The 21,592-nt window shown below is 48.8% G+C and carries 19 protein-coding genes; 5 read left to right on the forward strand and 14 right to left on the reverse strand.

Going from position 1 to position 21,592, the window contains the following annotated elements:
• Positions 1-96: 96 nt before the first annotated feature.
• Positions 97-1,614: a fumarate hydratase gene (locus tag EHW56_RS01980; RefSeq protein WP_152799279.1), complete on the reverse strand. Its 1,518-nt coding sequence runs from the start codon at positions 1,612-1,614 to the stop codon at positions 97-99.
• A 256-nt stretch (positions 1,615-1,870) separates the two neighbouring features.
• On the opposite strand from EHW56_RS01980, the gene pabB reads away from it, so the two are divergent.
• The 4 genes from pabB (at position 1,871) to EHW56_RS02000 (ending at position 7,141) form a co-directional block, all read left to right on the forward strand.
• A complete protein-coding gene (gene pabB, locus EHW56_RS01985; protein WP_152799282.1) occupies positions 1,871-3,268 on the forward strand; it encodes an aminodeoxychorismate synthase component 1 in 1,398 nt (465 codons plus the stop codon).
• Complete coding sequence (locus EHW56_RS01990) at positions 3,265-4,029, forward strand: CoA pyrophosphatase (protein ID WP_077577730.1); 765 nt, start codon at positions 3,265-3,267, stop codon at positions 4,027-4,029. The genes pabB and EHW56_RS01990 overlap by 4 nt, the downstream gene beginning before the upstream one ends.
• A 237-nt stretch (positions 4,030-4,266) precedes the next feature.
• A complete protein-coding gene (locus tag EHW56_RS01995; protein WP_077577729.1) occupies positions 4,267-5,535 on the forward strand; it encodes a serine/threonine transporter in 1,269 nt (422 codons plus the stop codon).
• 244 nt (positions 5,536-5,779) lie between these two features.
• Positions 5,780-7,141 (forward strand): L-serine ammonia-lyase, encoded by a 1,362-nt coding sequence (locus EHW56_RS02000; RefSeq protein ID WP_077577728.1) that lies wholly within the window; start codon positions 5,780-5,782, stop codon positions 7,139-7,141.
• A 101-nt stretch (positions 7,142-7,242) separates the two neighbouring features.
• Here EHW56_RS02000 and EHW56_RS02005 read toward each other — a convergent pair whose 3' ends face one another.
• Together EHW56_RS02005 and nfsA are read right to left on the reverse strand one after the other, a co-directional pair.
• Positions 7,243-7,830 carry a GPR1/FUN34/YaaH family transporter gene (locus tag EHW56_RS02005; RefSeq protein ID WP_077666173.1) on the reverse strand — a complete coding sequence of 196 codons (588 nt, stop codon included), beginning with the start codon at positions 7,828-7,830 and terminating at the stop codon, positions 7,243-7,245.
• Positions 7,831-8,084: 254 nt separating this feature from the next.
• Positions 8,085-8,807 carry an oxygen-insensitive NADPH nitroreductase gene (gene nfsA / locus EHW56_RS02010; protein ID WP_077668285.1) on the reverse strand — a complete coding sequence of 241 codons (723 nt, stop codon included), beginning with the start codon at positions 8,805-8,807 and terminating at the stop codon, positions 8,085-8,087.
• A 247-nt stretch (positions 8,808-9,054) separates the two neighbouring features.
• On the opposite strand from nfsA, the gene EHW56_RS02015 reads away from it, so the two are divergent.
• Positions 9,055-9,321 (forward strand): GrxA family glutaredoxin, encoded by a 267-nt coding sequence (locus EHW56_RS02015; RefSeq protein WP_077577726.1) that lies wholly within the window; start codon positions 9,055-9,057, stop codon positions 9,319-9,321.
• A gap of 133 nt (positions 9,322-9,454) precedes the next feature.
• On the opposite strand, the gene EHW56_RS02020 is transcribed toward EHW56_RS02015, so the two are convergent.
• The 11 genes from EHW56_RS02020 to EHW56_RS15375 form a co-directional block, all read right to left on the reverse strand.
• Positions 9,455-12,670: a response regulator gene (locus EHW56_RS02020; protein WP_152799082.1), complete on the reverse strand. Its 3,216-nt coding sequence runs from the start codon at positions 12,668-12,670 to the stop codon at positions 9,455-9,457.
• The gene (locus EHW56_RS02025; RefSeq protein WP_152799084.1) at positions 12,667-15,525 is read right to left on the reverse strand and encodes a PAS domain-containing protein; all 2,859 of its coding nucleotides are present in this window, start codon (positions 15,523-15,525) and stop codon (positions 12,667-12,669) included. The genes EHW56_RS02020 and EHW56_RS02025 overlap by 4 nt, the downstream gene beginning before the upstream one ends.
• 24 nt (positions 15,526-15,549) lie before the next feature.
• On the reverse strand, positions 15,550-17,199 hold the full coding sequence (locus EHW56_RS02030) for a diguanylate cyclase (RefSeq protein ID WP_152799087.1): 1,650 nt from the start codon (positions 17,197-17,199) through the stop codon (positions 15,550-15,552).
• Positions 17,189-17,581, reverse strand: a complete 393-nt coding sequence (locus EHW56_RS02035) for a response regulator (RefSeq protein WP_152799090.1) — start codon at positions 17,579-17,581, stop codon at positions 17,189-17,191. The genes EHW56_RS02030 and EHW56_RS02035 overlap by 11 nt, the downstream gene beginning before the upstream one ends.
• Positions 17,582-18,032: 451 nt before the next feature.
• A complete protein-coding gene (locus tag EHW56_RS02045; RefSeq protein ID WP_152799092.1) occupies positions 18,033-18,995 on the reverse strand; it encodes a nuclease-related domain-containing protein in 963 nt (320 codons plus the stop codon).
• A gap of 275 nt (positions 18,996-19,270) precedes the next feature.
• A complete protein-coding gene (locus EHW56_RS02050; protein WP_172969954.1) occupies positions 19,271-19,534 on the reverse strand; it encodes a DUF4282 domain-containing protein in 264 nt (87 codons plus the stop codon).
• Between the two features lie 46 nt (positions 19,535-19,580).
• Positions 19,581-19,844 carry a Txe/YoeB family addiction module toxin gene (locus EHW56_RS02055; RefSeq protein ID WP_172969955.1) on the reverse strand — a complete coding sequence of 88 codons (264 nt, stop codon included), beginning with the start codon at positions 19,842-19,844 and terminating at the stop codon, positions 19,581-19,583.
• Entirely contained in the window at positions 19,841-20,083 is a 243-nt protein-coding gene (locus tag EHW56_RS02060) for a type II toxin-antitoxin system Phd/YefM family antitoxin (protein ID WP_077577721.1), read from the reverse strand. The genes EHW56_RS02055 and EHW56_RS02060 overlap by 4 nt, the downstream gene beginning before the upstream one ends.
• An 87-nt stretch (positions 20,084-20,170) precedes the next feature.
• Positions 20,171-20,986 carry an arylamine N-acetyltransferase gene (locus EHW56_RS02065; RefSeq protein WP_152799096.1) on the reverse strand — a complete coding sequence of 272 codons (816 nt, stop codon included), beginning with the start codon at positions 20,984-20,986 and terminating at the stop codon, positions 20,171-20,173.
• Positions 20,987-21,046: 60 nt separating this feature from the next.
• The gene (locus EHW56_RS15370) at positions 21,047-21,403 is read right to left on the reverse strand and encodes a LysE family translocator (protein WP_371416078.1); all 357 of its coding nucleotides are present in this window, start codon (positions 21,401-21,403) and stop codon (positions 21,047-21,049) included.
• On the reverse strand, positions 21,369-21,581 hold the full coding sequence (locus tag EHW56_RS15375) for a hypothetical protein (RefSeq protein ID WP_216644437.1): 213 nt from the start codon (positions 21,579-21,581) through the stop codon (positions 21,369-21,371). The genes EHW56_RS15370 and EHW56_RS15375 overlap by 35 nt, the downstream gene beginning before the upstream one ends.
• Positions 21,582-21,592 lie beyond the last annotated feature (11 nt).

Here is a 21,592-nt window from a genome sequence, read left to right on the forward strand (position 1 = left end):
ATTTTTTTATGGTTTCTATCCACTTATACGCTGCCCGACTCAACGCCTTCTTGTTAACGCAAGCAGGCGTTAAGCCAAACAGGCACCATTAACGGATTAGTCATCCATTTCGGCTATCTTCACCTTCCAGGTGTCTGGGCCAATCTGATGCGCATTTTGTCCTTGCGCGTCGACGGCCACCGTGACCGGCATGTCTTCGACATCAAATTCGTAGATGGCTTCCATCCCCAAATCTTCAAACGCCACCACACGTGCGTGCTTAATCGCTTTTGAAACCAAATAGGCCGCGCCGCCAACCGCCATCAAGTACACGGCTTTGTGGTTTTTGATTGACTCGACCGCCGCCGGGCCACGCTCGGCTTTACCAATCATGCCCATCAAGCCGGTTTCGGCGAGCATCATATCGGTAAACTTATCCATACGGGTCGACGTGGTAGGGCCTGCAGGGCCAACCACTTCATCGCCTACCGCATCAACAGGACCCACGTAATAGATAAAGCGACCGTTAAAGTCGACGCCTTCGGGAAGGCCTTCGCCATTGCGCAGCATTTCTTGCAAGCGTTTATGTGCGGCGTCGCGTCCAGTCAGAATCTTGCCTGATAAAAGCACGGTTTCACCGGTTTGCCAGCTTTGCACGTCTTCTTTGGTGACCGTATCCAGGTTGACACGACGTACATTCTCGCCGACTTCCCAAGTGACTTGCGGCCACTCTTCCAGTTTTGGTGGTGCCAACTCGGCAGGCCCAGTACCATCAAGTGTAAAATGCACATGGCGTGTGGCAGCACAGTTTGGAATTAAGCACACAGGTTTAGACGCAGCGTGCGTTGGGGCGGTTTTCACTTTTACATCCACCACCGTGGTTAAACCGCCCAGCCCTTGGGCACCGATACCCAGCTTGTTCACACGATTGAAAATATCGAGACGCAACGCTTCTTCGGCATTGCTTGGACCACGCTCGATAAGCGCTTGAATATCAATGTGCTCCATCAGTGACTCTTTGGCTAACACCGCGGCTTTTTCTGCCGTGCCGCCAATGCCGATACCCAGCATGCCCGGTGGACACCAACCCGCGCCCATTGCAGGCAAAGTTTTTTCTACCCACTCGGCAACATCATCCGATGGGTTAAGCATCACCATTTTGGTTTTGTTTTCAGAGCCTCCGCCCTTCGCGGCGATTTGAATATCCACGGTGTCGCCTGGCACCATATCAATGTGCACCACCGCAGGGCTGTTATCACGGGTGTTTTGGCGTTTACCTGCCGGATCAGCCACCACAGAGGCACGCAAAGGGTTATCAGGATTGGTGTACGCACGTCGCACCCCTTCATCCACCATTTGCTGCACCGTCATATCGTGGCGGTCCCACTGCACCGCCATCCCCACTTTGACAAAACAGGTGACAATACCCGTGTCTTGGCAAATCGGGCGCTTGCCCTCGGCCGACATTCGCGAGTTAATCAAAATTTGCGCGATGGCATCTTTCGCCGCTTGGCTTTGCTCCTTGTTGTAGGCTTTTTCAAGGGCTTGAACAAAATCAAGAGGGTGGTAGTAAGAGATATATTGCAGGGCATCTGCAACACTTTCGATCACGTCTTGCTGTTTAATAGTGGTCATCATTGCCTCTGGTGTCATTTGCAGGACCCAAAGCGGGTATCCAGTGTTGGGGAGGCCTTCCCCTCGTTATTATCGTTTGGCTAGGCAGTTTTACTGCTCTGTGATGAGAGAAGTCGATGGTTGACAGCAACCTCGCTTCGTCTTTTATTGTTGCTCGTGCCGGAAAAGGCCTAGCTATGATACGCTTAGCGCTATCTGCGCGCCACACGGCGCCTTAACCGTGATCACAAAAAGAAGAATGCAACCACAAAACGCCATGAAGCTCACTACCACGCCAATCGACTACGCCCCGGATCTTGCGTTGACCCTGTTTGATAAGATAGCTCATCAGCCCTGGGCGATGTTGCTCCACTCGGCGACACGGACGCATCCAGATAGTCGCTTCGATATCCTGGTCGCCGATCCCATCGCCACGGTGACCGCGCGCCACAACCAAGTGACCACGCGTTATCCCGATGGGCACACCACCACTGACGATCACGATCCCTTTCACTGGGTCGCACAATTACAAGCACAGCTGTTACCGGCGGTTTCTGAAATCGCCCCCTGGCCGTTTGCCGGCGGTGCCCTTGGATATTTTGGTTATGACTTAGGGCGCTGTGTTGAAACCCTACCCACGCGGGCTAAAGACGAGCTCAATGTCCCTGACATGGCGGTTGGCCTCTACGACTGGGCAGTGGTGATTGATCATCACCAGCATCAAGCGGTGGTGATTGCCCCTGACAGCGATCAGCGCTGGCAATGGCTCACTCATCAGGCTGCACCGTCCCGTCCATCATTTGCACTCACCGAACGCTGGCGCGCGAACATGACCGAGGCGCAATACCAGCAAAAGTTTGCCCAAGTGCAAGCCTATTTACATGCCGGTGATTGCTACCAAATCAACTTAGCTCAACGCTTTTCCGCCCACTATCAAGGGGATGAATGGCACGCCTATCGTAAACTAGCCACCCGCAATGGTGCCCCCTTCTCTGGCTTTATCCGCTTGGCAGACAGCGCCATCTTATCGGTCTCGCCCGAGCGCTTTCTCTCGCTACACAACCAACAGATTGAAACCAAACCTATCAAGGGCACGCGCCCTCGCTATACCGATCCGCAACAAGATGCAGACAGCGCTCAGGCACTGAAATCGGCAGAAAAAGATCGTGCTGAAAACTTGATGATTGTCGATTTGCTCAGGAACGATATTGGCCGAGTTGCCTCGCCAGGTTCGGTTTCTGTGCCTAAACTCTTTGATATAGAGAGTTTTCCTGCCGTGCACCATATGGTGAGTACGGTCACAGGTAGGCTCCCCGAAGACAAAACTGGCCTCGATCTGCTTCGCGCGGCGTTTCCCGGTGGCTCGATTACCGGGGCACCCAAAGTACGCGCAATGGAAATTATTGAAGAGCTTGAGCCACATCGTCGCCATATTTATTGCGGCAGTTTTGCCTACCTCAGCCGCTGTGGTCGCATGGATTCGAGTATTACCATTCGCACCCTAGTCGGTCATCAAGGTCAACTGCACGTGTGGGCGGGCGGTGGCTTGGTCGCTGATAGCAAGGCAGATGCCGAGTACCAAGAGACGCTCGACAAAGTCAGCCACATTCTCCCCGTGCTGGCAGACGATGACAGCTTGGCTGCCCCTATAACTGATTTAACGGAGTCACGATGACGCTAATCGCCGAAGAGCATGCTTATTTCACGCCTATCCGCTGTACGTTACGCGCGAAAGCCGCCTCTTGGTCTGCGTCCTCGACTCATCCTCAACCCATCAGTGACGCGCCAGGCCACCCCTTATCGCCTGCGGATGTCACTCGGGCTTTTTCGTTAACCCCGCTGGCGCGCCACGACAGTCGCATTTTAAACCGCGTTCGCCTCTCACCCAGGATATTGGGAGGCGCCGATTTTCAACCTGCCGCGGTATTGATTGGCTTAGTGCCACGCGAAAACGGGATTCAACTGGTGCTAACCCAGCGCGCGAGTCACCTAAAACATCATCCTGGCCAAGTCAGTTTCCCTGGCGGCAAGCGAGAGCCATCCGATAAAGATAATACCGACACCGCCACGCGGGAAATGTGGGAAGAAACCGGGATTCGCGTTGCCCCTGACGCGATTATTGGCCACCTGTGCCCGCTTCCCACCGTCACCGGCTACTACATTCATCCCGTCCTCGCGTGGGTAGCACCGGATTACCAACCTTATCTTGATGACAATGAAGTCGCTGCCTGCTTTGAAGTACCGTTAGATACCCTTTGCCGTCCCGGGCATATTCGCGAACAGTCTTTCCTACTGTATGGCCAGTGGCACCCTGTGTGTGCGTTTTATCACCAAGACCGACTGGTTTGGGGTGCCACTGCGCAATTACTTCGCGCATTAATCAGCCAGCTAACATTGTTTTCACCCTCGGGTAACCACCCATCAACCCACTCATAACCATGTAGTCAATAGGGATTTAGACGCACTTTGATGCATATTTATCCAACAAATATCTATACATTCATGCCTATATAGAAGCGCAATCCGCTCTCCGTTATTGATAGTCATCACATTTTGGTGCAATAGTCTGCGCACTGCTTTTCATATAGCGATCTAGCTCTTGGTTTTCTCTGTGGAAATCGCCAGAATTCGCCTTCCCTGATTCCTGTTCCCTACAATGTGAGTAGTATTGTTATGCAAACAACCTCGACGACTGGTACCAGTGCAATGTCGCGCCCGCGCTGGACCAAACAAGATACAACCTGGGCGCTTTCCCTTTTTGGCACCGCGGTTGGCGCGGGTATTCTTTTCCTTCCGATCAACGCAGGCATGAGCGGCTTTTGGCCTCTCGTGGTCATGACCTTGCTTGTTGGCCCAATGACCTTCTTTGCCCACCGCGGCCTCTCTCGTTTTGTTTTATCTTCTAAAAATGCGGGCAGCGACATTACCGAAGTGGTTGAAGAGCACTTTGGTGTTGGCGCGGGCAAACTGATCACCTTGCTGTACTTCTTTGCAATCTATCCGATTGTATTGATCTACGGCGTCGGAATCACCAACACCGTCGACTCCTTCTTGGTCAACCAGCTTGGCATGGCGTCGCCACCACGTGCGATCCTCTCGCTAGCGCTTATTCTCGGCATGATGTCGGTGATGCTACTGGGCGAAAAAATGATGCTGCGTGTCACTCAGTTTTTGGTCTATCCGCTGGTTGGTATTTTGGTCTTTATGTCCATCTACCTGATCCCAGAGTGGAACACCGCGGCGCTATCGCAAGTGCCGTCTGCCGGTGACTTTGCCATTACCCTTTGGATTTCAATTCCGGTACTGGTTTTTGCGTTTAACCACAGCCCGGCCATTTCGTCTTTCTCATTGGCACAGCGTCGTGACCATGGCGACGAAGCGGAATACAAGTCTGGTCAGATCCTGATGCGCTCGGCCGCCATGTTGGTCGGTTTCGTGATGCTGTTTGTCTTCTCTTGCGTGCTGTCCCTCACGCCAGCGGATTTGGCAGCGGCAAAAGCGGAAAACATCGCAATCCTTTCTTATTTGGCCAACAAGCATGAAAGCCCGTTCATTTCCTTCTTGGGTCCATTGGTGGCCTTTGTCGCGATTGTGTCCTCGTTCTTTGGTCACTACCTAGGCGCACGTGAAGGCCTGAACGGAATTGCCACCAAAGCGCTGCGCAGCATGGGGAAACCCGTTGATCGCAAAAAAATCGACGTGTTCACCGTGGTATTCATGATCCTGACCATTTGGTTAGTCGCCACCCTCAATCCAAGCATTTTGGGGATGATTGAATCACTTGGCGGCCCAATCATTGCCACCATCCTGTTTATTATGCCAATGTATGCCGTGAAAAACGTGCCAGCAATGCAGAAATATTCAGGTACAATCAGCAACGCCTTTGTTCTGATTATGGGGCTGGTGGCAATTTCCGCGATTACGTACAGCATGATCTCTTAATCACCAACGATTCTGAATCAGCCGTTTTGCTTAATCGAACACAGCGCGCGCAGCAGGCGCTATAGGACTGCTGCGTTGGGCTCTATGCCCAGCCGCATCCATCGATGTTTGCGGATAACAAGGAGCAGTGAAGGCTGCTCCTTTTCATTATGGCGAGCATGCGCTTGCCATCACAGTCAATACCATGGACGGATGGCGTAAACACTAAATCCATTGCCCTTAGGGCATTGACTGAGGTAGACACATGATCAGTGTTTTTGACATTTTTAAGATTGGCGTTGGCCCATCCAGTTCTCATACGGTTGGCCCAATGAAAGCGGGCAAGTGCTTTGTTGATGAGCTCACCGCCAGTCAGCGTTTAACCGACGTCGATCGCGTCACGGTTGACGTATACGGCTCATTGTCACTCACCGGTAAAGGCCATCACACCGACATCGCCACGATTATGGGCTTAGCAGGCAACAGCCCTGAAACCGTTGATATCGATTCGATTCCCCGCTTTATTAAGCGGGTAGAAGAGACAGAGCAATTGCCACTGGGTGAGCAACAGCACGCCGTCGCCTTCCCGCGTGATGGAGGGATGAACTTTCATACCTCTAACCTCTCACTGCACGAGAACGGCATGCAAATCCATGCCTGGCAAGGCGATGAGTGTGTACTGAGTAAAACCTATTACTCGATTGGCGGTGGCTTTATTGTTGAAGAAGCCGAATTTGGTCAGCCTGCCATGCAAGCGGTGCAAGTCCCTTACGACTTCAATAGCGCTGACGGCCTACTGGCACTCACCCAAGAAACCGGTTTTTCGATCAGCGGCTTGGTGATGGCTAACATGCGCAGCATGCACAGCCAGGACGAGATTGATACCTACTTCGCTGACATTTGGAAAACCATGCAGGCGTGTATGGCGCGCGGGATGGAAAACGAAGGCGTGTTACCCGGCCCGCTGCGTGTGCCGCGCCGTGCTGCCGCCTTACGTCATCAACTAAAAACCAGCGAAAAATATAACATTGATCCCATGGCCGTGGTCGATTGGGTGAACATGTTTGCCTTTGCCGTTAACGAAGAAAACGCTGCCGGTGGCCGCGTGGTGACCGCGCCCACCAATGGCGCATGTGGCATTATTCCTGCAGTGCTGGCCTACTACGACAAATTTATCGAGCCGGTTGATAAGTCAATCTACACCCGGTTTTTTGCCGCCTCCGGCGCGATTGGTGGTTTGTACAAGCAAAACGCCTCTATCTCAGGTGCCGAAGTCGGTTGCCAAGGCGAAGTGGGCGTCGCCTGCTCTATGGCCGCCGCTGGCCTCGCTGAGCTGATGGGCGGTAGCCCGCACCAAGTTTGTATGGCGGCCGAAATCGCTATGGAGCACAACTTAGGCCTCACTTGTGACCCGGTTGCCGGGCAAGTACAGGTGCCTTGCATTGAGCGCAACGGCATTGCGGCGGTGAAATCCATTAATGCCTCACGCATGGCACTTCAGCGTTCGTCCGAGCCGCGTGTATCACTGGATAAAGTGATTGAAACCATGATGGAAACCGGCAAAGACATGAACGCCAAATACCGCGAAACCTCACAAGGTGGGTTGGCCGTGAAAGTGATGTGTTAATCCTTCACTGTCAGGCTTAATCGCGGATAAAAAAAGCTCGGCCTCTGATGGCCGAGCTTTTTTAGATCTCAACAATGTACTAGGCGTTTAGTGTCAGGCGTTTACGCCGTTTGCGGCGCTAGCGCTGCTTTTTGCTCACCAACGGGCAACACAGTACGGCCGTACTCTTCGTTAAGCACCTGCGCCATCGCGAAGTAAATCGCACTCAAGCCACACACAATGCCCTCAAAGCCTGCAATGGTGCCAATCAGTGCACTGCCGGTAAAATCGCGCGCTGCCAGCAAGAAGAAAAGTACGGTCAAGCTAGCAAAGACAAACTGCTTAGCCAGGCAGTAACGGCGTGAACCGATGTACATAAAGCCGGTAAACACACCCCACATCACCAAGTACCAACCCATAAAGCCCGCTGGGCTCGGTTGAGCAATCCCCATTTCTGGCATGACGATTAGCCCTACTAGCGTCAGCCAAAACAGGCCATAAGAGGTGAATGCCGTGGTACCAAAGGTATTGCCCTTTTTGAATTCCATGATGCCGACAATCACTTGCGCCAAGCCACCATAAAAAATGCCCATCGCCAAGATCATGCTATCGATAGGGAAAAAACCCGCATTATGAATGTTCAATAATACCGTGGTCATTCCGAAACCCATCAACCCCAAAGGGGCAGGATTTGCCAGTTTGTTTTCCATCAGAGCCCTACTTCGTATAAAAACAATTTAATGTTGAAAATGAGCGCGGATAGTGTCAGATAAAAGTGATTATCACGCGCAAAAACGCGGCAATATTACGGTTTACAGGACAGATGTAAATAGGTTTTAGCGCTTAGAGGCAGGATTAGACAATAAATCCATCAAATCAGATAGCAAACTGGACAAAATGAGGCGATAAATAATAAAAAAGCAGCAAAACGCTGCTTTTTTATCCATCACGTTTAGGCGCTCTCTTAACGGATGCTAAACCCTTTGCTGTGCAGAAAGTCTTTCATAAACGGACGCGCTTCTTTTTCTAGCGTGGCGGAGATCTGCTCGCTCCAACTCATGTCTTTATTGCCGCCCGTGCGCGTTTGATAATACTCGCGCACTTGGTTGTCATAGTCGCTTAGCGCCGCCTCATCGATGGCTTGATAGCTGTTTTCGTGCACCAAAAGCTGTGCAGGTAATTTAGGCTTGGTTTCGGGGTCTTGCGCCGGCACACCCAAGCACATACCAAACAAAGGCATCACGTGATTCGGCATCGCCAACAACTCGGCCACCTTTTCCGGCTGATTGCGTAAGCCACCGATATACACGCCGCCAAGGCCCATCGATTCCGCTGCCACCATCGCATTTTGCGCCATAATCGCGCCATCAATCGCACCGATAAGCGTCTGCTCGGTAAAGCCCAATTTGGCATTAGGGTTGATTTGCTCGTGACGATGGAAGTCCGCACACCACACTAAGAACTCGGCACAATCGGCCACATACGCTTGGTTGCCCGCGTATTCTGCCAATAAGCGTCGTTTTTCTTTGTCCGTCACACGAATAATGCTGGTGCACTGCAAGAAACTTGAGCTGGATACCGCGCGTGCCGCATCAATAATCTGGGTTAATTGCTCGGGAGAAATGGCATCTTGAGTAAATTTGCGAATAGAGCGGTGAGAAAGAAGTGTCTCAATCGTTGGATTCATTGTGCTTCCTTATTTGACGTTGAGCCGTAAAAGCGGGACTTGATGGTTTTACACCTTTATACTCAGCGAAGCAATCACCCTGCTCTGGCGCTTTATGTCCCACTCACCCCACAAGCACGTGACCCCACGCACTGGCACGCCTTGACGCTTATCATCGGTTTTTCCTATTGGTGCGAGAGGGAAATTCATCTTTTCTAACGCGCGCCCATCAGGCATAGTAAGACCATTAACGCTAAAGGAGATGAATATGTTCGTCGTGATTTTTGGTCGCCCCGGCTGCCCATTCTGTGTTCGCGCTAAAGACCTCGCGGAAGAGCTAAAAACAAACCGTGACGATTTCAACTACCGTTATGTTGATATCCACGCAGAAGGCATCAGCAAAGCCGATCTAGAAAAAACCGTCGGCAAACCGGTTGAAACCGTGCCACAAATCTTTGTTGACCAAGAGCACGTTGGCGGCTTTACCGAGTTTGAAGCCTACGCCAAAGAAAACCTCGGCCTTTTCCAAGACTAATCTGCCGAGTGACCGATTTAAAAAAACCAGCTCATTGGCTGGTTTTTTTGATGATAGCCTTGTTATCAAACTTCGTCGTACACATTAATGATTGCGCACGTTATGTGTTTCAGTCACGTTTACAAACCATCGTTCAGCGTACTGGTTCATTGCTTGAACTTAACCGCTTACGCTTAACTCGCTTGCCGATGACATCAACTAACTTGCCCGTTGTCAGTCGTCTTTTCAGTAATACATCGTGAACGATATCATAACGGTCAGCGCCTACCTCTTCTCCCGTCAGTACAATGATCGACGCGGTCGGCTGTATCTTTTTTATCTGCGGGATTAAGTTCCAACCAACACCGTCGGGTAAACCAATATCCAATAAGATCGCATCATACGTATGTTGCGATATCAACGATTGAGCTTGGTCTAGTGTGAGCGCGTGATCGACGGTCATATAATCACTGACCATCGCATGAACGATTCGATGTAAATCCATATCATCTTCAACATGCAAAATAGTCGCATGTGTCGCGTTAAGCAACTGTTGTTGTATCAAGCTGATAAGGTGTTTGTGCTCGATGGGTTTAGCTAACCATTCAATATTTTCAACGTCACCATTGAGCGCTAGACGCCCCTCCTCCATTTTTGCAGACACCACGACGATGGGAATATCAGCCGTTTCAGCATGCTGTCTTATACGACGAATAATATCGAGCCCATCAATATCGGGCAGCATTAAATCGAGACTGATTAAATCATAATGCTTTGCTTCTAATGCGCTTAAAGCTGTTATGCCATCGTGACTGATCTCAACCCGATATCCCGAGTCTTCCAGCATGATTCTTAACAGGCTAGCGACGTCAGGATCATCCTCTACCACCAGGATATTATAAAAAGCATCCATATCTGGATCTGGCTTATCACCAACACTCGAGTCAGTCAGCCTATCCTGTACAGTCGGTTTCATGTTCGCCGTTTCATACAAAGGCAGCTGAAAGTAAAAACGTGACCCTTTGCCTTCTGTTGATTCAACGTTGATCGTTCCGCTCATATTCTCAATGAGTTCACGAGTAATCGCTAAGCCCAACCCCGTACCGCCTTTTTGACGAGTATCCGTACTGTCAGCTTGTGCGAACTTCTCAAACAGCTTGGGTCGGAAGTCTTCAGCAATCCCACAACCTTGGTCAGTGACACTGACGATAACTTGCTTTTCATTCACTGTGGAATCGATGACGACCGAGGCTCCATCAGGCGAGAACTTGATCGCATTGGATATCAGGTTAGCCATGACTTGCTTCAGCCTTTGTTTGTCTACCCGAACCTCGACATCCGCCGTTTCACTGTTCAAGATAATGTCGACTTGTCGCTCTGCACCGTATGCTTTATTTTCTTCTAAACATTGCTCAAGGATGGAATCAATAGGTTGAACGTGCATATCAAAATACAACTGGCCGGCCGCTATTTTTTCGATATCGAGTAAATCGTTGATCAGCAAGGTTAACCGCTCGCTATTACGATGTGCGGTGTCGAGTATTTTTTGGGCTTTATCAGGAATCTCACCCAGGCGTCCACTTCGCACCAAACTCAATGCCCCGGACACCGAGGTGAGTGGCGTGCGTAACTCATGACTGACCGTAGAGATGAACTCATTCTTCATTTGCTCATGGCGTTTACGTTCGGTTATATCTTGAGCAATACCGAGGAAGCCGGTAATCGTTTGACGATCGTCGTATATCGCCGTCACTGTCAACGTAACGGGAATATAATGGCCTTGTTTGTGGATGTAACACCATTCACATGTTTCTGCCCCCTCTAACGTCGGAATCGCCACGAAGGTATCGAACCCCTTTATCGGGCGATTCAACTGGTCTGTTAACGTCTGCGCCCTTTCTTCCACTTCTTCAGTCACATGGAACAGTGCAGGGCTAACTTTATCGACCACTTCTGAGGACTGGTAACCAAGCAGTCTTTCAGCACCCGTGTTGAATAAGGTAATCAGTCCTCTCTTATCGGTGGCGATAATCGCAATCTCAGTCGAAGCAGCCAATATATTGCTTAATAGATCAGAGGTTCTCGCCAGTTCTTGGGTGCGATTTTGTACTTCCTCCGTCAAATTCTCCTCAGCTTTCTCCAATTTACGGAAGTTATCGCTAAGCGCATGGCTCATATCTTGCAGCGATGTCGACAAGACAGCATATTCCGCCACTCGGCTTTGAGGCAGGACAACACTCGCTTGATAGCGTATTTTCTCCGGTAGGTGGCGACTTGCTTTATCCAGCCTAGATAGAGGCTGAATCAGGATACGGCTCAGTAAAAAAGCGGCAAGTATACTCAAAAAAGAAATACCCGATAGCACCATAAAGCTCTGATTTCGGGATTTTTCAATCTCGTTTATCAGTGGCGCAGCAGGCCGCTCTATAAGCAATGTGTTTGTATTTGGCTGGTCTGCTATAGGTAATTGATATCGATATAAACCCGCTTTCCAACGGTTAACTAAATTAGTCCCGGATTTGGGCAACCAAATAGACAGGTTATCGGCACTGGTCAGCGACTGAATTTCGCCTGGTAAAACAGAGTGCAAATCACCTACCTGCACTGTCGGTGTCCCGTTAAGGTTTAATATCGCCATACCAGACGCACCTTGAGACAGTGACCTTGATAAAGCCTCTTTTTGGCTTTCGAACGAACGATCAGGTTGTTGTTGGAGTCGCGCTACAGCGTCTTCAGCAACTAACTTAAGTTCGCCAGCGAGCCTTTGCTCGTTGTTTATTATATTATTTTGGTTGTTGATAATGATGGGTGCCATCCCCGCGATAAGGGTCAGGCACAACAGGGCATCAAAAAGCAGCTCCTGGAGCCGCACCTTTGCCGGTAACCAATTGATAGTGCCATTCTGGAAATACCAAATCAGCAGTTTCACCAATAGCCCTGCAATAAGCGCGTTGAATACGCCGTTCAACGCTTGCTTCAGAGCAATCATGATAGCGGAACTGGCCTCCATCCCGATGACTATGACGTCGAGTGGCATCAGCACTATCGGACTCACCACTACCCAAAAAGCGAGATCCGCGAGTACCAAGTTTTTTACGCCGCGGCGATATAATACACTGACCGCAAACGCTTCCAGTGCCAGTATTACTATCGCATAAGGGTGGCCCCAAAGTATCCAGGTGTAGGAACCGCCAGCTAGCGCCACTAACACCGCTGGCCATAGCCCGAGTAAATTTACGGCTAGCATCACAGCCACCGAGCCAAAGATAAAATGCACGCCAAAGAACAGCGGCAAACTGATCATGTTGCCGGCAAAGGCAACAACAGCTAATAACAGCGTTGCCATTGTCTGTTTAGCTAATACGCTCATTTTTCAACCTGCAACTGAATAAAAAACAACGCCCCACCACCCTCAGCATCGCGGTAACCCACATCGCCACCCATCTGTTGGCAGATTTCCCGAGTAATAGCCAGCCCTAGCCCTGTACCAGGTAACTTTCGATTATCACTGCTGTCAGCCTGACTAAAACGTTGGAACAGTCGGTTTTGAAATTCCTTGTCCACGCCGGATCCGTAATCTCGGATGCTAATTTCAACGCCTTTACGGCTTTTTGTAACAGATACGTCCACCTGCCCTTCTTCAGGGGAGAATTTGATCGCATTGGACAGTAAATTGGTTAATGCTTGAATCAATCTTGCTCCGTCAACATTGACCATCACCGTCGGCCAGTGATTTGGGGTGTGAATTCGTATCTGGTTTTGGTGCTGATAGGATTTAACAGACTCTATCGCGTCATTTAGTAGCGGGCCAAGCTCTTGTTTTTTTAATTGAATGAGCATTTTTCCTGCGACAAGCTTTTCCATATCTAACAAATCGTTTATCAGTAGGCTTAAACGTGTTGCATTCCGTTCAGCCGTATGCAATAGCTGATTCGCCTTCGGCGGTAAATCTCCAGTTGCACCGCCATTCAATAGCCCTAACGCGCCTTTGATCGACGTTAATGGTGTGCGCAGTTCATGGCTGACGGTGGCAATAAATTCATCTTTCATTTTGTCGAGTTTTTTACGCTCAGTAATGTCTTCGACAAGCGACCAGATCACCTTTCTTCCGTCCAACTCTGTGCTCAGCATGCCTTGTAGACGCACTGGATAACGACTGCCATCTTTACGGATGTACTCTTTTTCAAAGGGCCCGTAGCGACCTGTACTCTGCATACTTGCCAGTGCTTTTTGCTCCTCTGGCTCATATTCTTTAGGCGTGACATCCCAATAACTGAGGGAAACGAATTCTTCGCGGGTGTAACCCGTGGGGGCAATCAAAGCATCATTGAGATCAAGAAACTGTCCGGTGGCAAAATCGTTCAAAGCGATACCAATAGGGGAAAAGTCAAACAAGCTACGCAATCTCGCCTCGCTCTGCTCCAAAGCTAAACGCGCCTGATGCTGTTCGTGAACATCCTGCAAATAACCATGCCACAAGACACTGCCGTCAATCATTTTTTCTGGCTGCGCCTCACCCGAAATCCAACGGTACCCCTTTCCTGGACAATCACTCTGGTAGGTCGCTTGCCAATATTCTAACGTGTCTGCCGAATGCTCAATGGATTGCTGGATAGCCTCGATATCACCAGGATGGATACGTTCAAACGCGGGCGTGGCGTCTTCAGCGGCCTGCTCTGGTGTAATGCCGTACAAAGATTCTATTTGAGGGGAGCTATAGGGAAAAATCATCCGTCCATCGGGAAAGCGACGGAATTGGTACAGCGTTCCCGGTAGCAATGCCGCTAACTTGGTCAGCCGTTGCTGGCTCAGATTTTGGGTCAGTACATCAGATAACCAGTTGCCCAATAGACGCAGAAACAGCTTTTCACCATCATTGTAATCTTCCGAACGCGCACGAGAAGACGACACGTTCAATGTGCCCCAAGGGCGACCATAGACATAAATAACCACACCTGCATAACTGCCTAGCGGTGCCGCTTTATAGCACGGGTGTTGGTAGAATTCCGGACGGCAGGTGTCAGCGATAAACTGTTCCGTCACAGAGGTACGGGAATTTTCTGACATGAGCAGCTGGCACCACGTATCTTTTAACGCAAACTGCTGTCCTGCATCAATGACCGAGTCTGGAGGTCCGACTATCCAGTTAACTATATACACATCGTCTTTGGTTTCACTGACAATCGCCAGTTCAGCCCGCAAATACTGCTTGGCTTCTTCCAAAGCATGATTAATTCTATCATCCAAGCTACTATGGCTTGAAAAGGCAATGTCAGTCAGCACCGCTAACGCCTGATGATGCCGCTCCAGCTGCGTCAGGGCATTGCGCTCTCGAGTAATATCGATAATAAACCCTTCAAGCACCTGTGGATGCCTAGGGTCTGTGTCTATACATTTACCTCGTTCTTCTACCCAGCGAAAACCCAGCGTACGATGCCGAACACGGTACTCAATATGCCATCCTTCATTATTAGCCATGGCGTTAGTAACAGCGTCATCAACCAATGAAACATCATCAGGATGAATGAGATCTGCATAACAAACACGTTTATTGTTTATCAGATCGTCCGCGGCATAACCACTGATGGTGTCAACTTGGTTACTGATGTAAAGCATGGTCCAGCTTTTATCTGGCAAACAACGAAACGTGATACCTGGTATGTTATTAATCAGCGATGCCATTTCATCGTGGCTAGCCTGCAGTTGTTGCTGCAACGCTGTTGACTCACGCCGCTGATAGGTATCGCTCCAAATCAGATCCTCCACCATGCCAGCAAGGTTCTTTAGTTGCGCCACGTTTTCTTCACTAAACTGCCTTGGTTGGTTATCAATTAGGCATAGCGTGCCCAGTCGATAACCCTCGCTGCTGTGAATCGGCATACCCGCATAAAACCGAATATCTGGCGCCCCACAGACAAGTGGATTGTCACAAAAACGCATATCGTCTAGCACGTTTTCAATAATCAATGGTTCACTGCCCATAATGGCGTGCCCACAAAAAGAGATATCCCTTGAGGTTTCAAAGGCATCTAACCCCTGACGAGACTTAAAGTATTGTCGCTCACGATCGATCAGTGACACCAGCGTGATAGGCACAGAAAACAAGTCAAGGCATAAGCGAGTAATGCGATCAAAGCGAGGGTCGGCACTACCATTAAGCAGCTCCGTTTCGTCTAGTGCCTGTTGACGCTCGGTTTCGTTATCAGGGATAGGTGGCGTTCGCATACAAAAGCTCCCGTGTATTCGCGGTTAAGAAGTAATGACTGCTTGTACCACACAATTTCGACCATCATGTTTGGCGCGATATAAGGCTTGATCAGCGAGCGCTAATAGGGATTCACCTGTTTCTGCGGGAAAACGCTGATTGTCGGCAATACCGGCGGAAAGCGTGCAGGAAAAAGGTGTATCATTTGCTTTAAACTTGACCGCTGCAAAGTCTTCGCGTAACTGATTCACTAGTTTCTCAGCTTGGTGCATATCGCAATCGGGTAATACGAGTGCAAATTCTTCTCCGCCGTAACGGCCAAGCTTATCCGTATTTCTAAAGTGCTGACGTACCAGCGTGCCAATTGCCGCAATCACTTGATCGCCAATAGCATGACCGTAGGTGTCGTTGACGCCTTTAAAATGATCGATATCTAACATCACTACGCTAAAAACTTGTGACCGGCGCTGTGCCAATTGCCATTGCTTTTGCAACGCGTCTTTGATGCTCGCGTGTTTCAGTAAGCCGGTAAGCCCATCTTGATGTTGCGTGCGGTTAAACGCTCGAAATCGCTGTATTCTGCTTTGACACAGGCGCACCAAAAGGTCCGTGTCCACCGGTATCTCAAGAACGGCATCGCCATCTAGCAACAATGATTGGCGACGCAAATCTGCATTAGGGTCACGAGAAAGGAAAATAATCGGAAGGTGCGCCCAGTGTTCTGTCTGCGCCAGCAAAGTGGCCAATTCCGCACCAGTGACATGAGATAACCAGACACCAATGAGAATGACTTCAGGGTTGAACTCGCTGATACATTCAAAAATGTGTTCGGGATTAGGTACTACCTCGATGCTCATGTTTGCGTTTTCTAAAACAGATTGGCATTGCGAGACTAAAGCGGCGTCTTGATCAATAATCATAACCCGCCCAGGTTCTGTATCACTGTGCCCGAGGATATGCGCAAACTTCGACGCGAGCGTAGCCATGTCCAAAGGCTTTGTATAATAGCCAGAGCCTCCTGCACGCAATGCTTGCAACCTGGCTTTATAACTTTCCTCAGCGCCCATGAAAAAGACTGGGCATTGGAAGTCCCGCAGCTTGATTTTCCATAAATCCGCTAAATTGGTATCAGACGCGTCATTCTGAATGGCATGATGGTCCACCAGCATTAAGTTCAGTGCGTGGCTGGTTAATTGGTTTAGTTCGTTCGCATCTTTGACCCAATGCACCTGAAAACCAAAACGAGCGAACTGGGATTGGGCATATTGCGCTAAAATACTATCGCGCTCGACCAAGCCGATAACAGGCGCCCCTTCCATGACCAGTTGCTGGATTGTTGTGGTGCTCAGATTTGCTGATAGGCTATCTTTGTTATGCGCTGACTCCAGCGCTTTGATCCAATCATTCGGCAAACTGGCTTGCTGTTCAGCTTGAGATAAGCGGTTGGCAACCTGCCTCTCGAAATGACGAGCGGCCTCACCGAGACTAGGAAAGCCAAATGTTCCTGCCGCGCCTGCAATGGTGTGCAATCCAGCATGCAACGCTTTTAACGTTTCATGATCATCATTGCCTGATAACAACTTATCATTGATAGCATGAAGCCGTTTAAACTCTGAGGTCAGCCGTTTGGTATACGCTTCCTTTAGCTTCTCAAGGTGCTTTTCGGTGTCATTGTTCTTTTGATTATCGTCCATTGAATTCGTCCCAAAATGCCTTAATTTCGTCAGCTAATGTCATAGGGTCAAAAGGCTTAGAGATAACCTGACTCACTCCTAACGCTTTATAGCGGGCCACTTCTTCTGGATGAACTTTCGCAGTCATAAAAAGAACAGGTACCGAGTCATCAACAAATCCTCGTTCCCGCATCGCAGTGAGAGTTTCGGGTCCATCCATATTCGGCATCATGACGTCGAGTAGTATGAGCTGCGGCTTAAACTCTTCGACTTCCTGCAAGGCTCGTTCTCCTGACTCACAGGTTTTGAGTGTGAGTCCTCCCACGTCCTCGAGTGCTAAGGTAGCAATTTCGCGTATATCAGGGTCATCCTCGACATATAAAACTTTATCTAAAACAGACATATCCATTCCTTGCTCATTCGCTCAACGGTGTACAATAAATACGGCTACTCGCTCACTATTGCCAGCTAGATAAGGCTTTCTCTTTGAATTTTAGTACGTTGTACGTTTAGCGTAGTGCATACCGTCAGCTTCTGGTGGGAAAGACGGATCATTTTCGCGCGCCAAACATGGTGCCCAGTTCAAAGAACAACGCAATCAACAAGAGCAGCCAATAAATGCCTGTGCCAGTTACTGTTCATAATGGATCCAGAGCCTGAGCACTTTCACCACTTGTTCATTCTCGAGGACTTGATAGACCAAGCGGTGTTGAACATTAATACGGCGTGAATAGGCACCATTGATCACTGGCGAGCTTTTCAAATGATGGAGGTTTACGGTAGAGGTCTTCTTTGGAGAAGACTCAAAAAAACGACCAACCTCACACTTTAGGCTCTCTAATCGATAAAACACATCACCCTTTACAAAACCATTCAACTTCACGCAAGTATATATATTCAGGGTTGGGCCTTCCTACCCTATGAATTTTTATTTTATCTTTCGATGGGGTTAGCTCGTGTTTTCTATGCTTAGAAGTAACAAACCCTAATGGCTTTCCTCTTAGAGATTTAATAAAACCAAAAAGCTTATTCCGCGTCCACTTGCAGGAAAATCCGGTACTAGCCTCTAAATTCCTTAGCTCGTATTCCTTTCCTTCGATGTATAAAGAATATGCATCACCACGGATGATGCGCCCACCTTTTAGACAGATTTCATCCCAGGTTCTAAGTATCCCTATCTTATCTCCAATATTTCTGCAAACCTCTGAGTTAATACGCTTTGTCATTACAGACTCCCGGGCTGACTGTTTTTCCTCTTCACTCACCAAAAAGTGAATTAAGGCAGCGAAAAACTGATCTTCAACTCGTTTGAATATAGATACCTTAGGTATAAATGATTTTATCTGCTCATGAGTAACCACACGTGAGTCTCTAGATATCTCTGGAGATAGCATTAAATCTTTATAAAAAAGCACTCGTTGCTGAATGTATCCATCGGGTATTTTAAAGTCTTTTAAATAATAATTCAGGGCCTCGAGTTTCAGTTGATTCTTGTGTAAATTATCCTCATGTTCAACTTGCTCACCATTTCTGCGAGTCTGAACCCAATTAGAGCCCACCTTTGATAGAGAGCCACTATAATTTTTAACTTCGAGAACATATAAGTGTTGCCTAGTAAGAAGGATGATATCAATTTCATAGCGGCCAGTGCTGTCTGATCTTGGTACGCGTTTACCATTATAGATAAAAGACAATCCGTTTGCTGCTGATTTTATCTGTTTTGATATTAATCTTTCTGCTTCGTCACCGGCTATTTCATGGCCCATTGGCGAAAAATTACGTGCTGAACTAAGGCAGTTAAGCTCATGAAAATTCATAATAAATCTACTCTTCTATTCACCTAGATCAATCAGGTTTTTATATGGTGGCTTTTTTGTCTCATAAGCCTCCCACGATAATCTTTTATCCTTATAGCTTTTACTATTGATTTTCCTGACCATACCTTTATTAGACATTAGAAAATAACAAAGGAACACTGCCAAAACAAAACCTACTGGCCCACCTAAAAGTACTCCAAATAACACAATAAAGGGATAACGCACATCACACCTCGCGAGTAAAAATTCAAAAAACCTTTGTTTATCTTATCAAATTAATTATCTTTCGCATCTTTCAAGCTTTGTAGATTTTCGTTAATTTTAAAAATCACAATCATCAACTCACACCAAATCCTTGCCCCTACTGCACCGGCAACAATGGTAAACAGGCCAATAGCAACGTTTTCCAGCCGCATCCCGCCGTAGCTACCAAGCATAGTGCCCAGCCCAGAGAACAACGCAATCAGCAACAACAGCCAATACAGTCCGGTGACCAGTTTTGGCGTCAACATCGAATTAAAAAAGAAGATAGATTTCACAGTTTGTTCCTTAATAAAAATGAGAAAAGGCAATTCGAATTAGCCACTATTCATAATGGCTCCAAAGCCTGAGCACTTTCACCACTTGTTCATCCTCGAGGACTTGATAGACCAAGCGATGTTGAATATTAATACGGCGTGAATAGGCACCAGTGAGATCACCGACAAGCTTTTCAAACGGAGGAGGTTTACGGTGGGGATCGTCTTCAATCAGTGCTAACAGTTCTTGCGCTTTTGGTTTGAGGCCACTGGAAGCCAGCTTTTTTGCGTCTTTCTGGGCTTGTTTGGTGTAAACCAACTTCCATGTCACCAGTCCAACGCCTCATCGCATTCATCCGTCGGCGTGGCGATGCCTTCGCGAATTGACTCACGCATCCCTGGTACAGAAAGCAAATAGAGTGTTTCCTGAATTGCTGACCAATCTTCTTCTGAAATCAGCACCGCTTTGTTACGTTTGCCCGCAATAACAATGGGCTGATGTGATTCGGCGGTTTCATCAATGAGCCGATACAATTTGCTACGCGCTTCAGTGGCAGTGATCCCCGTCATAGCGCCTCTCCGGTGATTAACTTTTAAACAATTGTACGACATCGAGTACGTACGTCAAGACGAACGTAGTCGTTAATATCCGCTCACTCAAGCCGCCGCGTTGGCCGCTACCTGTGCAAATGCGGTTTCCAACACCGCTTTCGGCGGTTGCAATAAAAACACCTCATGAACCAACTGGGTTAATGCCTCGACGCTATCGATGCTTTTATCGGTAATAAGGTGCCCTGCCGCATCCCAGACCAAAAACTGCTGATTACGGATCAAATAGCGATGTGAAGCGGTGATCAACGACACCACAAGGTTATTGACGAAAACCGCATCGGAGTGTTGATGAGAATAGAAATGCGCCACTTCAAAGTCGGCTTCTACCACACCATAAAGCTCAACCTCGTACAGTGTTAATGGCGGTTGCTCGGGCTCGTGTAATACCACCGTCACTACATCGCCATTGCGCGTGATCTGATAGGTATCGTGCCCGATGGTGCAGGTGCGCTGATTGATATTGAGTAACCCGCGCGGGGTTTTATTGCCAAAACCCACATCAACTAAATAGGTTTCACCATCGAGCTCAAGCACATTCATACGGTGAGTGCGGGGATTGGTGGATTTACCATTAAGCATCACCCGCGCCAGCACACTGCGCACATCAAACCCCAAATGTTTCAGGGCAAGATAGGCAATTTTATTGTGCTCAAAGCAATAGCCGCCTTGTTGGTTCACCACCAACCGTTCAAACAAAGCATCCGTCTGTAAAGAAAGCGACTGCCCTGCCAAGACATTAAGGCTAGAAAACGCATACCGCGCCAAGTGCTTTTCAATAAGCTCAGTGACCAGTACCACGCCCTTCGCCTCACTCAACGCGAGGCGATGTAAATACTCTTCAATCATGGGTGCTGATGTCATCGTCGACTCCTTATGTGAATGGCACCAGATTAACACCTCAAGTTAGGTTGAGGTAAAGCCTCACGCAGGATTGCGACTAAAAGCAGAGCGCAGCAATCCTAATCCTGCCAGTGCAAAGATCCCAGACACTACTCGCTCGACCCAATGCGACACCTTCAGGTAGACGTTCATCACGCCGTTGATTGAAAACAACAGGGAGTACAACCTATTCACCAAAAAGCCGACCAGCATACAAGTCAGCACCGCAGCGACAAGAAACAGCCCATCACTGCTTGAGCCCATTCCAACCGACAAAGCCGCCATCCATGCCACCACGGTTTTAGGATTGGAGGAATTTAAAACCACGCCACGAACAAACCACTTTCGGTATCCCACTTCTTGGTTATACCGACCCTTGCAGCACCACCCCCAAGCCACTGGCGGCGACAATGCCCCAAAACAGCAGCCCAATGGATAACCCTGGGCCGTAAACAAGGCTGACTTTTCGCCCCTTACTCATGGCGACGGTTGCATTGGAGATGTTCGCCGGCCCCGGGGAGACCGCAACAACAAAAAATGCGAACCCTATTGATACGAGTGATAAAACGTCAGTCATCCTTGCTCCTT

This window comes from Salinivibrio sp. VGrn1, from assembly GCF_009377995.1.
In the GTDB taxonomy this organism is placed as follows: domain Bacteria; phylum Pseudomonadota; class Gammaproteobacteria; order Enterobacterales; family Vibrionaceae; genus Salinivibrio; species Salinivibrio siamensis.

Coding starts and splice junctions, on each gene's coding strand:
- EHW56_RS01980 (WP_152799279.1), bottom strand. CDS start 1,614: ATGACCACTATTAAACAGCAAGACGTGATCGAAAGTGTTGCAGATGCC.
- pabB (WP_152799282.1), top strand. CDS start 1,871: ATGAAGCTCACTACCACGCCAATCGACTACGCCCCGGATCTTGCGTTG.
- EHW56_RS01990 (WP_077577730.1), top strand. CDS start 3,265: ATGACGCTAATCGCCGAAGAGCATGCTTATTTCACGCCTATCCGCTGT.
- EHW56_RS01995 (WP_077577729.1), top strand. CDS start 4,267: ATGCAAACAACCTCGACGACTGGTACCAGTGCAATGTCGCGCCCGCGC.
- EHW56_RS02000 (WP_077577728.1), top strand. CDS start 5,780: ATGATCAGTGTTTTTGACATTTTTAAGATTGGCGTTGGCCCATCCAGT.
- EHW56_RS02005 (WP_077666173.1), bottom strand. CDS start 7,830: ATGGAAAACAAACTGGCAAATCCTGCCCCTTTGGGGTTGATGGGTTTC.
- nfsA (WP_077668285.1), bottom strand. CDS start 8,807: ATGAATCCAACGATTGAGACACTTCTTTCTCACCGCTCTATTCGCAAA.
- EHW56_RS02015 (WP_077577726.1), top strand. CDS start 9,055: ATGTTCGTCGTGATTTTTGGTCGCCCCGGCTGCCCATTCTGTGTTCGC.
- EHW56_RS02020 (WP_152799082.1), bottom strand. CDS start 12,670: ATGAGCGTATTAGCTAAACAGACAATGGCAACGCTGTTATTAGCTGTT.
- EHW56_RS02025 (WP_152799084.1), bottom strand. CDS start 15,525: ATGCGAACGCCACCTATCCCTGATAACGAAACCGAGCGTCAACAGGCA.
- EHW56_RS02030 (WP_152799087.1), bottom strand. CDS start 17,199: ATGGACGATAATCAAAAGAACAATGACACCGAAAAGCACCTTGAGAAG.
- EHW56_RS02035 (WP_152799090.1), bottom strand. CDS start 17,581: ATGTCTGTTTTAGATAAAGTTTTATATGTCGAGGATGACCCTGATATA.
- EHW56_RS02045 (WP_152799092.1), bottom strand. CDS start 18,995: ATGAATTTTCATGAGCTTAACTGCCTTAGTTCAGCACGTAATTTTTCG.
- EHW56_RS02060 (WP_077577721.1), bottom strand. CDS start 20,083: ATGACGGGGATCACTGCCACTGAAGCGCGTAGCAAATTGTATCGGCTC.
- EHW56_RS02065 (WP_152799096.1), bottom strand. CDS start 20,986: ATGACATCAGCACCCATGATTGAAGAGTATTTACATCGCCTCGCGTTG.
- EHW56_RS15375 (WP_216644437.1), bottom strand. CDS start 21,581: ATGACTGACGTTTTATCACTCGTATCAATAGGGTTCGCATTTTTTGTT.